Below are 15,511 nucleotides of genomic sequence, written 5' to 3'. Positions count from 1 at the left end.
TGGCGCGCAAGTGAATATTGCGCACATGAATGGAACGATGAGGCCGACAATGATAGGGGTCAGATCCCTTTGCCCCTGGCAAAGGGATCTGACCCCTGGCGGCCTTTACTTGCAGCCGTGCAGCTTACGCGCCTCGGCCACCGTCGCAGCCCGGTCATCGCCCATCGAGATCCAGCCCTGCAGCGACATCGCCGTATCCACATGCGGCTGGCGCGCGCCACCGCGCACCACCACTTCGGTCCAGCTGCCCACCGGCGCCAGTTCGGACAAGCGTGCCGCCTGGTCGTCCTCGGTGCTGAACATATCGTCCGGGCCAGCCGGAGGCGTGGTATTCACGGTTTCCGTCTTGCGGGTCCGGACCCGAAGTGCACCGTCCGGCAGCCACTGGGTGATCACCTCGTATCGCTCAACACCGTAGGCCCAGCTGTTTTCGCCAACGCTGCGGGTCTCGCTACCGTCATCGGCCACGGCTACCACTTCGCCTGCCGGCCCGACAACGCCCGCGACAGCCCCCAGGCCGGACATCAGCGCCTGATAGACGATCATCTGCCGCTGCTCGGTGGTCAGCGCACCGCCCTCCAGTTTGGCAGCAGGAATCTTCAGGTACGCCGCCTCCTTGCACAGCACCAGCACCTGTTGGTCGTCCCAGCTCACCGACATTTCCTCGTTGGCGAAGTACTGCGTCCTGATCGAGGTGACGGCAGCGCCCTCGCCAGTGGCATGCCGGGTCTCGATCAGCGAGGCGTGCTCGGCCGCATTGGCCAGCGAAACCTGGGAGGTCGACGCTGCATGGGCAGCGCACACCGAAGCAACCATCGCGGCAAGCAGCACGCTGCGCGTGACGGTACGGAACATGGCATCAGTCCATTGAAGAAAACGAAGCAACCATGATACCCGGAGCAACCTGACGGCCTTCGCTCAGGTCACCACCACCAGCGGTACCCCGCGCCGCGGATGCTCCAGCACCACCACATCCTGCTGGTAGACCCGCTGCAGGTTGTCTTCGGTCAGCACCTGCAGCGGCGTACCATCAGCGGCCACCCTGCCCTGCTCCAGCAGCACGATGCGGTCGGCATAGCCAGCCGCCAGGTTCAGATCGTGCAGCACCACGATCACGCACGCACCGGCCTCGGCGCAGGCACGCACGCTACGCAATGTGCGCTCCTGGTGACGCAGGTCCAGCGCGGCGGTCGGCTCATCGAGCAGCAGCAGCGGCGTATCCTGCGCCAGCACGCGCGCGAACGTGGTCCGGGCGGACTCGCCACCGGACAGCTGCTGCACCTCGCGCAGGCGCAGCGCCTGCAGTTCCGCGGCATCGATGGCCGCTTCCACCTGGGCGTCATCCACCACTGGATCCGGCGGATGCGGCAAACGCCCCATCGCCACCACTTCTTCCACGCTGAAGGCAAAGCGCACGCCATGCTCCTGCGGCATTACCGCGCGCTCGCGCGCCAGCGGCCCGGCCTTGTAGCTGGCCAGCGGTTTGCCCAGCAGGCTCACCTCGCCCGCATCGGCGCGCAGGTCGCCGGCCGCTACCGCCAGCAACGTGGACTTGCCTGCGCCGTTCGGGCCAACCAGCGCGGTCACCGTACCCGGCTCGAACGCCAGCGAGATGCCATGCAGGATCTCGCGCTGCTGGCGACGCACCACCACCTCGTGCAGCTTCAGCAACGCGCTCATGGGGCCGCCTTGCGGCGCTGCTGCAGCACCAGCCAGAGGAAGAACGGCGCGCCCAGCGCGGCCGAGAACAAGCCCAGCGGAATCTCCGCCGGCGGATCGAGCGTGCGGGCCGCGGTGTCGGCCACTACGATCAGCAGCGCACCGAGCAGGCCGGACAACGGCAGCAACCAGCGATGACCCGGGCCGACCAGCAGGCGCGCCACGTGCGGCACCACCAGGCCGACGAAGCTGATCGAGCCGGCAAAGGCCACCGCCGCGCCCACCAGCAGCGCACTGAACGCCACCAGGCGACGCCGCGTGCGGGTCACGTCCAGCCCCAGATGCTGCGCCTGGCGTTCGCCCAGCGCCAGCATGTCCAGCGGCGTGGCCAACCGCTGCAACGCGAACACGCCGATCGCAAACAGGGGCACCACCGCCGCCACATCGGCCCAGTTGGCACGCGCCAGCGAGCCCATCTGCCAGAACACCAGCGACTGCAGTTCGCTTTCGCTGGCGATGTACGTGAGGAAACCGATCAGCGCGGAGCAGAACGCGGCCATCGCGATGCCGACCAGCAGCAGCGTGGCGTTGCCACTGCCTTTGCCGGGCCGCGCCAGCGCGTAGGTCAGGCCGATCGCCAACGCACCGCCAGCGAACGCCGCCACCGGCACCAGCCAGCCCGCTGCGCCCGCAGCGCCGAGAACAATGGCAGCCACCGCACCCAGCGCAGCACCCTGGCTGACACCGACGATACCGGGGTCGGCCAGCGGGTTACCGAACAGGCCCTGCAGGCTGGCACCGGCCATCGCCAGCGACGCACCGACCATCGCGCCCAACAGGGCACGCGGAATACGCAGCTGCCAGACCACCGCCAGATCGCGGTTGCTGACCGCCTGCGGGTCGAGCAGACCCAGCTTCACCGCCAACGCCTGCATCACCTCCAGCGGCGGCAGCCGCAGCGGGCCCACGGCGAACGAGGCCAGCACCGCACCCAGCAGTGCCAGCAACGCTACCAGCAACATCGTCCGCCCGCGGCGGCGGCGCCGATCCGCCGGACTCATGCCTTCGGCAACGCCGCCAGGGCCTTGGCCAGCGCCAGCGCACCAGCACCGGAACCGACACTGGTGTACTTCAGCTGCACGTCCGGCATCACCCAGACCCGATTGGCCTGCCCGGCCGGGGTCTGCTTCAACGTCGGGTACGCCTTCCACAGGCCCTCGGCACCGCCGAACAGCTGCAGGTCATGCTCGGTCACCAGGATCACCTCGGGCGCTGCGGCGACCACGCCTTCATTGCTCAGCTGCGAGTAGTTCTTCACCCCCGCCTCGGTGCCGATGTTGATGCCGCCCGCCAGTGCGATCAGCTGCGCCGACGCACTGTCGGCACCGGCGACGGTCGGAGAGCCACCGGCGCCGGTGGCCGAGACGTGGATCACTCGTGGTGCATGGCCCAGGCCCTTGCCAATCGCTGCAGCCTCGTCGAGCTGGCGCTGCACCTGCGTGGCCAGTGCTTGCCCTGCCTCGGCCAGCCCTAGTGCGGCGGCGACCTTGCGCACCTTGTCCGGCGCCGGCTGCAGGTCATCGATGACCACCGCTGGCTCGCCCACCTCGCGCAGCTTTTTCGCCAGCTCGGTGTGGCGGCGCAGGCTGTTGCCGAGGAACAGCGAGCCCTGCAGGCTCAGCACGCCCTCCACGCCAGTGGTCCGGTTGAACAGGAACTGGTGCGGCGCGGCCAGGCCGGCCTGGGTGGTGGTGTTGGTCGGCGCGGCGAAGACCTGCTTGCCCAGCCCCAGTGCTTCGATCACCGCGATGACGTCGTCGCCACCGGCGATGATGCGACTGGTATCGGCCACTTCAATGTCAGCGCCATCGTCGGAATGCACCTTGGCCGGGAGCACCGCCTTCCGGCCGTGCACGGCCGGCATTTCGGCACCGGCCACGCGCTGCCAGCCTGCCGGCAACGCGGTGTCCGCAGCGGCGGTTGCGGCGGGCGGCTCGGCGGCCTTGTGGCCATCCGGCGGCGTTGACGAGCCACTGCAGGCAGACAGCGCCAGCGAAACAGCCAACGGAAGCGCACACAGGCGCAGACGGGACGCGATGTTCATGCTCGTTCTCCTTGCTGGCAGGGCGACGTGCAGGCCGCCCTGCCCTGTGACTTACTGCTTCGGGGTGATGCGGGTGATGCGGTCACCCTTCGGATCTTCGGCGCCACGCGACTTGTTCACCGCGAACACGTTGCCCTTGCCATCGGCACGGACGTGGTTCGGCAGCGTACCGCCATCGAGGTTGGCGACCACCTTGCCGTCGCCGTTCACCACGGCGACCGTGCCAGCGCCACGGTTGCTGACGTAGGCCAGGCCGGAGGCATCATCGAAGGCGACGTTCAGCGCACCGGCGCCGACCGGCACGTCATGCAGCACCTTGCCGGCAGCCACGTCGACGATCAGCAGGTTGTCGGTGCCCTGCGAGGCCACGTACAGACGGTTGCGTGCCGCATCGAAGGCCACGCCGGAGGCACTGATCGAATTGCCCAGGTCGATGACCTTGTCGACCTTGCCGCTGGCCACATCGATCACCGCCGCCTCCGGGGTGCCGATGCTGACGGTGAACAGCTTGCCGCCCTTCTCGTCCAGCACCAGGCTCATCGGGGTGAACTTGCCGTCGTCCACGCCGGATTCCAGCGTCACCTGCGGCAGTTCCTTGAGGGTCTTCGCATCGAACACCGTCAGGTGGTCCTCGCCGGTGGCAGAAGCGAACACTTTGCCGTGCGTACCGTCGACCACCACGTCGCGCGCATGCGGCACGGTGTCGACCGGGAACTGGTGGACCAGCGACAGGTCCTTCTGGCGATAGACGGCGATCGAGTTCTGGCGGGTATTGGTCACCCACACATTGCCGTTGGTGTCATCCACACCCACGCCGTAGACCGCATACACCGCACCATTGGTGCTGCCCGGCACCTGCGCCGGGGTGATCGCCTTGGTCACCTTCAGCGACTTCGGGTCCAGCTTCAGCAGCTGCGACTGGGTCACCGGCGGGCGACCCACCGCCGAGGTCACGAACACCGCGTTGCTGGCGGCGCTGTAGGCGGACTGGTACAGGCCCGGCACCAGCTTGTTGGACTGGGTGGCGAACTGCGCCTGGCCGGACAGCGGCAGCTGCGGCGAGACGCGCAGCTTCAGCACGGTGGCCGCAGCCGGTTGGCTGGCGCGCACCACCACCGGATGAGTGCCCGGCACCGCGTCGGCCGGAATGCTCAACTGGGTCTTGAAGTTGCCATCAGCATCGACCACCAGCGGCTGCGCGTTGAGCACGCTGTCACCGCGCAGCAGGCTGACCTTCTGGCCCGGCAAGAACCCACGGCCGACCACGTCGGCAGTGCTGCCGGGAACCACGTTCTCACCGCGTGAGACGACTTCACCCTTGAAGGTGGCGTTGGCCGGCTGGTCGAACACCGGCTGCGCGGTGGCGGTCACCGCCAGCAAGAGGCCGGCGGCGAGAGAGGTGAGACGGAAAGACGGACGGAACGACATGGAAGGCTCCTTGCACACGTAGGCCGCGCCACGCGGCGCGGGAGTCATCGGTTGCCTGGGCCGCTGCACGCCGGCAGCCTCGCCTGGGTAGTGGGGTCGCACGGCATCGCGTGCGAAGGCATTCATTCGGCGGCGTTGTCCCCGCCACTGGGCGCGCCATCGCCGGCGCTGCGGTCGGTCACGCCGTACAGTTCATGCAGCGCGGCATGGAACGAGGCCGGCAGCATCGGGCCGTGTCCCAGCCCCGGGAACTCGCGGTACTGCACGCTCAGGCCCGGCACCTTGGCCAGCCGCTCGGACAGCTGCGTCGCCGCATCCGGCGTGGCACCGCCAATGCGGCGCAGGTGCGCGACCACCCGTGGGTTGCTCAGGTCGCGCTTGCCACGATCGCCAACACGCTCGGCACCGCCCAGCATCAGCCAGAGCTTTGCCGGTTGGCCATGCACGTTCTGCACGAACTGCTGTTCCGGATCACCCAGCGCCGCGCCCTGGCTCCACCACAGCGAGGGACTGGCCGCCAGATAGGACTGGAAGGCGGCGGGGCGGGTGTAGAGCGCATTGAGCACGAACAGCCCGCCCAACGAGTGCCCCCACAGTGCTTGCTGCTGCGTATCGATGCGTGCGCGTCGCTCGACTTCCGGCTTGATGCGGCGTTCGATCACATCCAGGAAAACCGCAGCACCACCGCCGACCGCCTGGGTCGCACCGCTCTCGTCATCGGCACGGTCGATCCACGCGGTGTAGTCGCGGGTGCGCGCCCTGGAATCGATGCGCAGGTCGTTGTCGTAGCCGATCAGCACCAGCACCGGAGGCGCCTTGCGCGCGGCCAGCTCGGCCAGCAACGGCTGATCCAGGACCATGGCGACGGCGTTGCCGTCCAGCGCGTACAGCACCGGAGAGGACACCTTGCTGGCCTTGACCGGGATCGCCAGGTTCACCCGCCAACGGCGCTGCTGGTCCGGGCTGTCCACCACGAAACGTTCAAAGCGATAGCTGGCCGCCGGCTCGTCCAGCACGGTGTGGCCGATCTTCTGCAGCGGATTGCGCTGCTGCGCATGGGCGTAGGGCGTGGCCATCAGGACCCCCATCATCAGGGCGGCCATGCCGCGGGCCAGTGGACCACGGCGCAAAGGCGGGACGAAATGCTTCATCAGCGGCGGCAGGAGCGGCCGATGGCCGCCGGTTCACAGGGGACCGCAGTCTACCTTAAACGCGAATGATTATCACATCGATCAAACGTCACGCTGTGTATCACGCGCGCGCATGCCCGGCTTGCGCAAGGGGCAGCACTTCCCCTATTTTGCGGCCCATCGGGGTATTGGATCGCCCCGCTTCCAGCGCAGCCATGGATGGCGGGTACTTGCCGCCATCCGGGTCGCGTTCATCTGCACACAAACGCCATGGGATTGGATCCCATGATTGTGAGAACCCTTGAAGCACAACGCACTGATCGCCCTTTCCCTCGGCCTGCTTGCACCGCTGGCCGCCCATGCCGCACAGGACCTGCCAACGCTCTACCAGGCCTTTGAAGAAGCCGGCAATTCTTCACTGGGCATGGACGAACTCAACCAGACGGTGACATTCACTGCCGTGGCACTGAGCGTTTCCAGCAACCTGGCGGGCGAACCGCTGATCGAGGCCGGCGATGACCAGGGCAATGTCCTGGCCCGGCTGACCAGCGACGATGAGCAGCAGGCGGCCAAGCTGGGTGCGCTGGAAGAAGGCGCGACTTTCACCGCCAGCTGCACGCTGCAGTTCAGCTCGGGAACGCATTACCTGTCCTTCGGCGACTGCAGCATCAAGTAAGAAGGAAGCCGGCGAAACGCCGGCTTCGTTTTCCCGTCCCGTAGAAGTCGAGCCATGCTCGACTCACGCAGTCTCACGGCCCCGCAGGCACCGGGCCGTAGACGTTCTCCTGCGGTGTACCCGGCAGCAGCGCGAACACGAAGATCACCAGGCCACCGAACGGAACAAAGGCCAGCAGGTACATCCAGCCCGACTGGTTGCAGTCGTGCAGGCGGCGCACGGTGACGGCGATGACCGGCACGAACGTCGCCAGCCAGAACACGACGAACAGGATGATCGACGCGATGCCAAGCACGTCGGACTGCATCACCAACCCGGCGATGAGCGGGACCATCAGGACGGCCGAGACGATCAACAGGAACAGCTGGAACATCCAGTATTCGCGACGGTTGGCACGGCCCTCGAACTGGGCGTAACGCTTCAACGGCAGAATCATTTCCTGCACGGCATCAATCCTTGAAAAAGTAGCCGCGCAGTGTGCCAAAGGAGCGCCCGCAGGACAATGTGGTGACGAACCACACTCGACTGCGATTACCCCTGTAGAGCCGAGCCATGCTCGGCTGCTGTTTCCGCAGGTGCTGCTGGATCGGTCCAGAGCGGAGTCGAGCGTGGCTCGACGCTACATGAGCCGACTCAACGGCCCTTCGCGGCCCGCGCCGCCTCGCGCTCGGCGCGCAGCCGATCCAGCTTTTCCTTCAGCTTGATCTCCAGGCCGCGCGGCACCGGGTTGTAGTACACCCGTTCGCCCATCGCGTCCGGAAAACCGGTCTGGTCCAGCGCGATGCCTCCTTCGGCATCGTGGTCGTACTGATACTCGGCGCCGTAGCCCAGCTCCTTCATCAGCTTGGTCGGCGCATTGCGCAGGTGCAGCGGCACCTCTTCGGTACCGCTCTGGCGCACGTCGGCCTTGGCCTGGTTGAACGCGGCGTAGCCCGCGTTCGACTTGGCGGTGCTCGCCAGGTACAGCACCAACTGGGCGAACGCGAGCTCGCCTTCCGGGCTGCCCAGCCGCTCGTAGATGTCCCAGGCTTCCAGCGCCATGCTCTGCGCGCGCGGATCGGCCAGGCCGATGTCCTCGATGGCCATGCGGGTCAGCCGGCGCGCGAGATACGACGGATCGCAGCCGCCATCGAGCATGCGGGTCAGCCAGTACAGCGCAGCATCGGGGTTGGAGCTGCGCACGGACTTGTGCAGCGCCGAAATCTGGTCGTAGAACTGCTCGCCGCCCTTGTCGAAGCGGCGGGTACGATCGGCCAGCACCTGGGTCAGGGTCTGTGGCGTGATGCGCCCCCCCTCCCCGCCCGCCAGTTCGGCGGCAATTTCCAGCAGCGTCAGCGCACGACGCACATCACCATCGGCAGCGGTGGCGATCTCCAGCAGCAGTTCGGGAGCGACCTCGATGCCTTCTTCGCCCAGGCCGCGCTCACGATCGCCCAGTGCGCGTTCCAGCGCTTCGACGATATCGGTTGGTGATACCGCTTCCAGCACATGCACGCGGCAACGCGACAGCAGCGCCGAATTCAGCTCGAACGATGGATTCTCGGTGGTGGCACCGACGAACAGGATGGTGCCGCGCTCGATATGCGGCAGGAACGCATCCTGCTGCGCCTTGTTGAAGCGATGTACCTCATCCACGAACAGCACGGTGCGGCGGCCTTCGGCGAAGCGTTGCGCGGCCTCGGCCAGCACCTGGCGCACTTCCGGCAACCCGGAAAGCACCGCGGAGATGGCACGGAATTCCGCATCGGCGTACTCGGCCAGCAGCAGCGCCAGCGTGGTCTTGCCGCAGCCGGGCGGCCCCCACAGGATCATCGAATGCACGCGACCGGATTCGACTGCACGGCGCAGTGCGCTCTCCGGCGCCAGCAGGCGCTTCTGCCCGACCATTTCGTCCAGGGTGCGCGGGCGCATGCGCTCGGCCAGCGGGCGCAGATGTTCCCGATCAACACTCAGCAGATCGGGGCCGGGGAAGGAAGTTGAACGATGTCTTGCCACCCGCTCATTGTACCGCGCCGCCCAACGGTAGCGCCGGGCCGTGCCCGGCGGGCGGGACGCGATGTCCGGTAGTGCCGGCCGCTGGCCGGCAGATCAACAGCGTGTCAACCAAGGTTGACCCCCACCAAGGCGGTGCCGGTTGACACCCACCAGAGCAGGTAGCGCCGGGCCATGCCCGGCGACCGCAATCAATTCCCGATAACGTCGGTGCCCTTCGGCGGCGTAAAGCTGAAGGTGCCGGCCGCGAAGCCCGGGTTGCGCTTCCAGCCACTGAAGGTGATCACGGTACGCTGGCCAACCGCATCGGTGATTTCCATCCTGGCCAGGCCCTGGGCGTTGAAGCCCAGCGCGGCGTACTGGAAGCTGGCTTCGGTCTCGCGCTTTGGCGACAGCGACAGCCACTGCAGGCCGTCGCGCTGCGCGGCCTCTTCGCTGACGTCGTACTGCTGTTCCAGCAGCGCCGGGTTGATCAGCGCGGTCAGCGGGCTGTTCTGTTCTTCCTTGCCCTGCTCGCGCACGGTGGCCTGCTCCAGGTCCGGCTCGTACATCCAGACCTTCTTGCCGTCAGCCACGATCAACTGCTCATGCGGGCGCACGTATTCCCAGCGGAACAGGCGCGGCGCCGACAGCGCCACGCGGCCATTGGTCGATTCCTTCACCTTGCCGCGGCTGTCGAACACCTGCTGGCTGAACTGTCCGTCCAAGCCCTTCAGGCCACTGGTGAAGGTTTTCAGGTCATCGCGGGCACCGGCCCAGGCACTGCCGGCAGCGGCACAGGCGACGGCCAGGGTAGTAGTGGCAAGGAAACGGCGGAAGTGGAAGTTCATGCGGAAATCCTGTGGGCGCGGGCGCCAGGAAAGGTGGTTGCCAGTGTGCCCAGGGAAAGATGAATGGGCGATCAGGGCGACATTATGCCGCCCTGAACGTCCATCGGCGATTCAGCCGCCAGATGTCGGCAGCTTGCCGTACAGCACCTGGCCGCGGAAGCCGCGCCGCACTTCGCGGTACAGCGCGCGGAACGCGGGGTAGTCCTGCGGCTGGCACAGCGCCTCCGGCCCACGCACCGCATTCTGCTGCAAGCGGTGGTGCACGATCACGTCCTGGCCCTCGCGGCTCCAGTCCACCCGGTATTCGCCAGCGGCATTGGTAAAGCGCTGGCTGGCCGGAATGGCGATGATCGGCGCATTGGCCGGGAACTGCAGGCGATAGGTTTCCTCGCGCAGGCTGGCGTTGCAGTAGAACGGCGTTTCGTTGGCCGGCGCCGAGGCGGTGGCATACAACCCCCGCACCGACTCGCCACCCGGCGGATCCGGCACGGCCATGCCGCCGGCCACGCTGAAATCGGCGTAGTCCTCGGCCTGGAACGCCATGCGGTAGCCGAACGGCCGGGTCAGGTCGACCGGCACGCCCTGGATCTGCAGCTGCCCTCGCCCATCGAAACCGGACGAGGCCATGATCTGCTCCTCAGCGCGCGCACGGTTCTGCGCGTTGAGCTGGGAGAACTGCGCGCGCATGCCGATCTCGGCGTTCTCACCCAACTTGGGAATGGTCTCGCCGCGCAGGTTGCCGTTGGCATCAAACGTGAAACGCACCTCCATCGACGTCGCATTGCGCTCCGGCGTATTGGCCGGGGTACGCGCCAGCGTGGCGTCACGGGTACGCATCACCGGTGCACCCAGGTCACCCTCTGGCAGCTGACCGAAGCGCGCCCACGCGGTGGTCGAATCCAGGTACAGATCGAATTCGGGAATGTAGGTGATGGCGTGGTTGAAGCGGCCCAGCACCGGAATCTTCGGCAGCGTCGGGCCACCGCCCGCACCGATCAGCACCGGCGAGCTGGCGATGCCCTTGGCCGCCAGCAGCGCCTCCAGGATCGTCACATGGTCCTTGCAGTCGCCGTAGTGGTTGTCGAGGATGCTCTGCGCGCTGTTCGGCTCCAGGCCGCCGTTGCCCAGGTACACCGCCACATAGCGGATGTTCTGCGCGACCCAGCGATACAGCGCATCAGCCTGCTCGCGGCGGTCACTGATGCCGGCGGTGATCTCATCAGCCAGCGCCTGCAGCGCCGGGGTCACCTCGGCCGCCGGGCCCGCCTTGAGCTGGTAGGCGCGCCCCATCTGCGACCAGTCACGATACGTGCTGGCCATGATGTTCGGGCCGAACTCCCAGCCCGCCGCCGACCAGTTCTGCGCCGGCATCGCCTCACGACGCTGGTAGCGCCAGCGCCATTGCGCCTGGCCGTTCTTCACCGTCGGCCGGTCACTGCCCTGCACGCCGCGGCTGTCGACGAACATCGGCAGGTTGGCCGGCGCACTCAGGGTGACCTCGGCGTCCTCGTACTCGGTGAAGACGTTGAAGGTCTCCCACAGGCCGAAATAGCCCGGGAAGTACGGCGTGGCCTGGGTGCGGCGCACCTTGTAGTACAGGCGCGTGCCCGGGGCCAGGTTCGGGAACACGATCACCCGCACCTTGCGGTCGGCATACATCGCCGCCGAGGCGCTGGAGTAGCTCTCCTGCGTGTAGATGCGGTCGGCCGGCACGTCGCGGCGCTGGCCATCGGCGGTGATGGTGTAGGCACCGAGCACTTCCAGCGTCTCCATCTTTTCGCTGTAGCTCAGCCGCACCTGGCTGAACTGCTCGACGGAGGCCTTGGTCTTGAGCAGGACTTCGTAGGTTTCGGTCTGCACATTGCCCGCGTCCGGCCGGACCTGGTAGTCGGCGCGGTAACGGACAATGCTGAAATTATTGCTGGCTTCGGTATCGCCGCTGGTGGAAGGCGGCGCCGTGGCGGGCGCGGAGGTGGCGGTTTCTGCCAGTGCCGGGCCGGCAGCCATCAGGGCTGCCAGCGCCAGCGCCAGCGCGCTTGATACGGGGTGAAGCATGCGTCGGTTCCTTGGACGTCGTGGGGGATACGTCGGGTCTTACTTCGGCGGCGGCGGTGCCAGCACCGTGCGGTCGCCGTTGTGCTCGGGCGGGCTGACCACGCCGGCCGCTTCCATGGCCTCGATCAGTCGCGCTGCACGGTTGTAGCCGATCTTCAGCCGGCGCTGCACGCCGGAAATCGAGGCACGGCGGGTCTCGGTGACCACCCGCAGTGCTTCGTCATACAACGGGTCGGACTCGTCGCCGGCTGCACTGGTCTCGGGCAGGCCGGTGGCACCGACGACCACGCCGTCGCCCATCGTCTGCACCTCGTCCAGCACCCCGTCGACATAGTCGGCCGGGCCCATCGCCTTGAGGTGCTCGACCACGCGGTGCACTTCGTCATCGGACACGAACGCACCATGCACGCGCTCGGGCAGCGCGGTGCCCGGCGGCAGGTACAGCATGTCGCCGTGGCCGAGAAGGGTTTCCGCGCCGGACTGGTCGAGGATGGTGCGCGAGTCGATCTTGGAGCTGACCTGGAAGGCGATACGGGTCGGGATGTTGGCCTTGATCAGGCCGGTGATCACGTCCACCGACGGGCGCTGCGTGGCCAGGATCAGGTGGATGCCGGCCGCACGCGCCTTCTGTGCCAGGCGCGCGATCAGCTCTTCCACCTTCTTGCCGACGATCATCATCATGTCGGCGAATTCGTCGATGAAGATGACGATGAACGGCAGCGTTTCCAGCGGACGCGGTGCCTCGCCCAGCTCCGGGTTCGGCTTGAACAGCGGGTCCATCAGCGGCTGGCCGGCGTCCTGGGCTTCCTTCACCTTCTTGTTGAAGCCGGCCAGGTTGCGCACGCCCACCGCGCTCATCAGCTTGTAGCGGCGCTCCATCTCGGCCACGCACCATCGCAGGCCGTTGGCGGCCTCCTTCATGTCGGTGACCACCGGCGCCAGCAGGTGCGGGATGCCCTGGTAGACGCTCAGTTCGAGCATCTTCGGGTCGATCATCAGCATCCGCAGGTCTTTCGGCGAGGCCTTGAACAACAGGCTCAGCACCATCGCATTGACCGCCACCGACTTGCCCGAACCGGTGGTACCGGCCACCAGCAGATGCGGCATGCGTGCCAGGTCGGCCACGGTCGGGCGACCGGCGATGTCCTTGCCCAGCGCCAGGGTCAGCACACTGGCCGACTTGTCATATTCCTTCGAGCGCAGCAGTTCGGACAGGAAGATCATCTCGCGGGTGACATTGGGGATTTCCAGGCCGATCACCGACTTGCCCGGAATGACATCGACCACGCGCACCGACTTCACCGACAGGCCACGCGCGATGTCCTTGTCCAGCGAACTGATCTGGCTGACCTTGATACCCGGTGCTGGCTCGATCTCGAAGCGGGTGATGACCGGGCCGGGATTGGCGCCGACCACCTGCGCATCGATGCGGAAGTCCTTCAGCTTGAACTCGATCTGCCGCGACAGGGTCTCCAGCGTCTCTTCGTCGTAGCCCTTGGGCTGCGGCTTGGGATCATCCAGCAGCGCCAGCGGCGGCAGGTCCGAGCCATCACCGTTGACGCCGCGGAACATCGGAATCTGGGTATCGCGCTTGGCCCGATCACTCTTCTCGATCACCGGCTCCGGACGCGGCTCGATCTTCACCGGCTCGCGCTTGGCGCGCACCTCGGCGTCGGCCTTGCGTACTTCCTGGCGTTCCTCGCGCATCACCCGGGTCTGCTTCCACTCGGTGACTTCTTCCTTCTTGCGTTCCAGCAACGGCGCCAGCGACATCACGCCGCGGCCGATCTTCTCCATCACCGTGAACCAGGACAGCCCGGTGGCCAGGGTGATCGAGGCCAGCAGCAGCACCAGCACGAACAGGTTCGCCCCCAGCGCGCCGAAGCCCACCGTGAGCGAATTGCCGACCAGCTTGCCGAGGATGCCGCCGGCACTGGCGACATCGCCACTGAACAGGCGCACATGCAGGAAGCCGGTGCCGGCGATCAGGAAACCGACCAGACCGACCAGGCGCAGTGCCGGATCCAGGTCGTTCTCGCCCTTGCTCTCGCGCTTGAGGCCGAACATGGCGATCCACGCCAGCGCGCCGAGCACCACCGGCAGCAGGAAGGCGATGTAGCCGAACAGCTGCAGCAGCACGTCGGCGATCCAGGCGCCGGCGCGGCCGCCCAGGTTGTGCACCGGCGCAACCACGCTGCCGGTGTGCGACCAGCCCGGATCAGTCGCTGAATAGGTGAAAAGACTGGCCGCCAGATACAGCAGGGCCGGCGCGATGGCGATCAGGCCCAGGTCGCGCCAGAGGCGCTGGCGGCGTGGATTGTCGGTCGTCGCCGCCGCGGCCGTGCGACGTGACGCCTTGCTGTCGTCGGACTTGGAGCGTTCGGGGACCTGCTTCGCCACCTTAGACCATACCTTTGGAATGCGCTGTTAGTGATTGATAATAAATGAGACGGCGTCAGTTTTCAGTTATGCGACGTCCGACAGGGCAATCCGAGGGCCGAAACCACTGCTGGATGACGGCGTTCCGTTCATCGGCTTGAATCGCCCTGCCCCAGCCGCCACTCTATGACCAGCCACGGATGCTGCGCAAACATCGCCAGCGCCTTGTCCCATCTACCTTTTCGCGAGTCTACATGAGCACCAGCCTGCCCTCCCGCCACCAGCGCCTCGTCATCCTCGGTTCCGGACCGGCCGGTTGGACCGCCGCCGTCTACGCCGCCCGTGCCAACCTGAAGCCGGTCGTCATCACCGGCCTGCAGCAGGGTGGCCAGCTGATGACCACCACCGAGGTGGACAACTGGCCGGGTGACGCCCACGGCCTGATGGGCCCGGACCTGATGGCGCGCATGCAGGCGCACGCCGAGCGCTTCGAGACCGAGGTCATCTTCGACCACATCCACACCGCCGACCTGTCGCAGCGCCCGTTCAAGCTGATCGGCGACAGCCACGAGTACACCTGCGATGCGCTGATCATCGCCACCGGCGCGACCGCCAAATACCTGGGCATCCCGACCGAAGAGACCTTCAAGGGCCGCGGTGTGTCCGCCTGCGCCACCTGTGACGGCTTCTTCTACCGCGACCAGGACGTGGTCGTGGTCGGCGGTGGCAACACCGCCGTGGAAGAGGCCCTTTACCTGTCCAACATCGCCCGCAAGGTCTATCTGGTCCACCGCCGCGACACCCTGAAGGCGGAAAAGATCATGCAGGACAAGCTGTTTGCCAAGGTTGCTGCCGGCAAGATCGAGACCGTCTGGCACCACCAGGTGGAGGAAGTGCTGGGCAACGACGCCGGCGTGACCGGCGTGCGCGTGAAGTCGACGCTGGACGGCAGTACCCGTGACATCGACGCCCACGGCTTCTTCGTGGCCATCGGCCACCATCCGAATACCCAGCTGTTCGACGGCCAGCTGGCGATGAACAACGGCTACCTGGAGATCCGCTCGGGCTTGGGCGGCAATGCCACCCAGACCTCGGTGGAAGGCGTGTTCGCCGCCGGCGACGTGGCCGACCAGCACTACCGCCAGGCGATCACCTCGGCCGGCTTCGGCTGCATGGCCGCACTGGATGCCGAGCGCTACCTGGACGCCCAGGGCAAGGCCAGCTGAGAGGCTGACCCGCTCCTGTAGGGTCGCGCCAC

At 66.9% G+C, this 15,511-nt stretch carries 13 protein-coding genes; 2 read left to right on the top strand and 11 right to left on the bottom strand.

Annotated features, from left to right (window positions below; all coding sequences use genetic code 11):
* Positions 1-105: 105 nt before the first annotated feature.
* The 6 genes from G370_RS0105350 to G370_RS0105325 form a co-directional block, all read right to left on the bottom strand.
* On the bottom strand, positions 106-855 hold the full coding sequence (locus G370_RS0105350; protein ID WP_019659659.1) for a hypothetical protein: 750 nt from the start codon (positions 853-855) through the stop codon (positions 106-108).
* A gap of 63 nt (positions 856-918) precedes the next feature.
* Entirely contained in the window at positions 919-1,680 is a 762-nt protein-coding gene (locus G370_RS0105345; protein ID WP_019659658.1) for a heme ABC transporter ATP-binding protein, read from the bottom strand.
* A complete protein-coding gene (locus G370_RS0105340) occupies positions 1,677-2,720 on the bottom strand; it encodes a FecCD family ABC transporter permease (RefSeq protein ID WP_019659657.1) in 1,044 nt (347 codons plus the stop codon). Before G370_RS0105340 ends, G370_RS0105345 begins: the two co-directional genes overlap by 4 nt.
* Positions 2,717-3,763 carry a heme/hemin ABC transporter substrate-binding protein gene (locus tag G370_RS0105335; RefSeq protein ID WP_019659656.1) on the bottom strand — a complete coding sequence of 349 codons (1,047 nt, stop codon included), beginning with the start codon at positions 3,761-3,763 and terminating at the stop codon, positions 2,717-2,719. The genes G370_RS0105340 and G370_RS0105335 overlap by 4 nt, the downstream gene beginning before the upstream one ends.
* 51 nt (positions 3,764-3,814) lie before the next feature.
* Positions 3,815-5,191 carry a YncE family protein gene (locus tag G370_RS0105330; protein ID WP_019659655.1) on the bottom strand — a complete coding sequence of 459 codons (1,377 nt, stop codon included), beginning with the start codon at positions 5,189-5,191 and terminating at the stop codon, positions 3,815-3,817.
* A 122-nt stretch (positions 5,192-5,313) separates the two neighbouring features.
* Positions 5,314-6,342 carry an alpha/beta hydrolase gene (locus G370_RS0105325; RefSeq protein ID WP_019659654.1) on the bottom strand — a complete coding sequence of 343 codons (1,029 nt, stop codon included), beginning with the start codon at positions 6,340-6,342 and terminating at the stop codon, positions 5,314-5,316.
* A gap of 280 nt (positions 6,343-6,622) precedes the next feature.
* On the opposite strand from G370_RS0105325, the gene G370_RS0105320 reads away from it, so the two are divergent.
* Positions 6,623-6,997 carry a hypothetical protein gene (locus G370_RS0105320; protein WP_019659653.1) on the top strand — a complete coding sequence of 125 codons (375 nt, stop codon included), beginning with the start codon at positions 6,623-6,625 and terminating at the stop codon, positions 6,995-6,997.
* A gap of 73 nt (positions 6,998-7,070) precedes the next feature.
* Here G370_RS0105320 and G370_RS0105315 read toward each other — a convergent pair whose 3' ends face one another.
* From G370_RS0105315 to G370_RS0105295, 5 genes are all read right to left on the bottom strand, one after another.
* The gene (locus G370_RS0105315) at positions 7,071-7,442 is read right to left on the bottom strand and encodes a DUF805 domain-containing protein (protein WP_026346975.1); all 372 of its coding nucleotides are present in this window, start codon (positions 7,440-7,442) and stop codon (positions 7,071-7,073) included.
* A gap of 188 nt (positions 7,443-7,630) precedes the next feature.
* Positions 7,631-8,908 carry a replication-associated recombination protein A gene (locus G370_RS0105310; protein WP_019659651.1) on the bottom strand — a complete coding sequence of 426 codons (1,278 nt, stop codon included), beginning with the start codon at positions 8,906-8,908 and terminating at the stop codon, positions 7,631-7,633.
* Positions 8,909-9,180: 272 nt separating this feature from the next.
* Positions 9,181-9,819 (bottom strand): outer membrane lipoprotein periplasmic chaperone LolA, encoded by a 639-nt coding sequence (gene lolA / locus G370_RS0105305; protein ID WP_019659650.1) that lies wholly within the window; start codon positions 9,817-9,819, stop codon positions 9,181-9,183.
* A 111-nt stretch (positions 9,820-9,930) separates the two neighbouring features.
* Positions 9,931-11,874: a DUF3857 domain-containing protein gene (locus G370_RS0105300; protein ID WP_019659649.1), complete on the bottom strand. Its 1,944-nt coding sequence runs from the start codon at positions 11,872-11,874 to the stop codon at positions 9,931-9,933.
* Between the two features lie 39 nt (positions 11,875-11,913).
* A complete protein-coding gene (locus tag G370_RS0105295) occupies positions 11,914-14,274 on the bottom strand; it encodes a DNA translocase FtsK (protein WP_019659648.1) in 2,361 nt (786 codons plus the stop codon).
* Between the two features lie 233 nt (positions 14,275-14,507).
* On the opposite strand from G370_RS0105295, the gene trxB reads away from it, so the two are divergent.
* The gene (gene trxB / locus G370_RS0105290) at positions 14,508-15,479 is read left to right on the top strand and encodes a thioredoxin-disulfide reductase (protein ID WP_019659647.1); all 972 of its coding nucleotides are present in this window, start codon (positions 14,508-14,510) and stop codon (positions 15,477-15,479) included.
* Positions 15,480-15,511 lie beyond the last annotated feature (32 nt).

Origin of the sequence: Stenotrophomonas hibiscicola ATCC 19867 (assembly GCF_000382065.1) — a bacterium.
In the GTDB taxonomy this organism is placed as follows: domain Bacteria; phylum Pseudomonadota; class Gammaproteobacteria; order Xanthomonadales; family Xanthomonadaceae; genus Stenotrophomonas; species Stenotrophomonas hibiscicola.
This window is presented reverse-complemented; position numbering and strand designations above follow the sequence as displayed.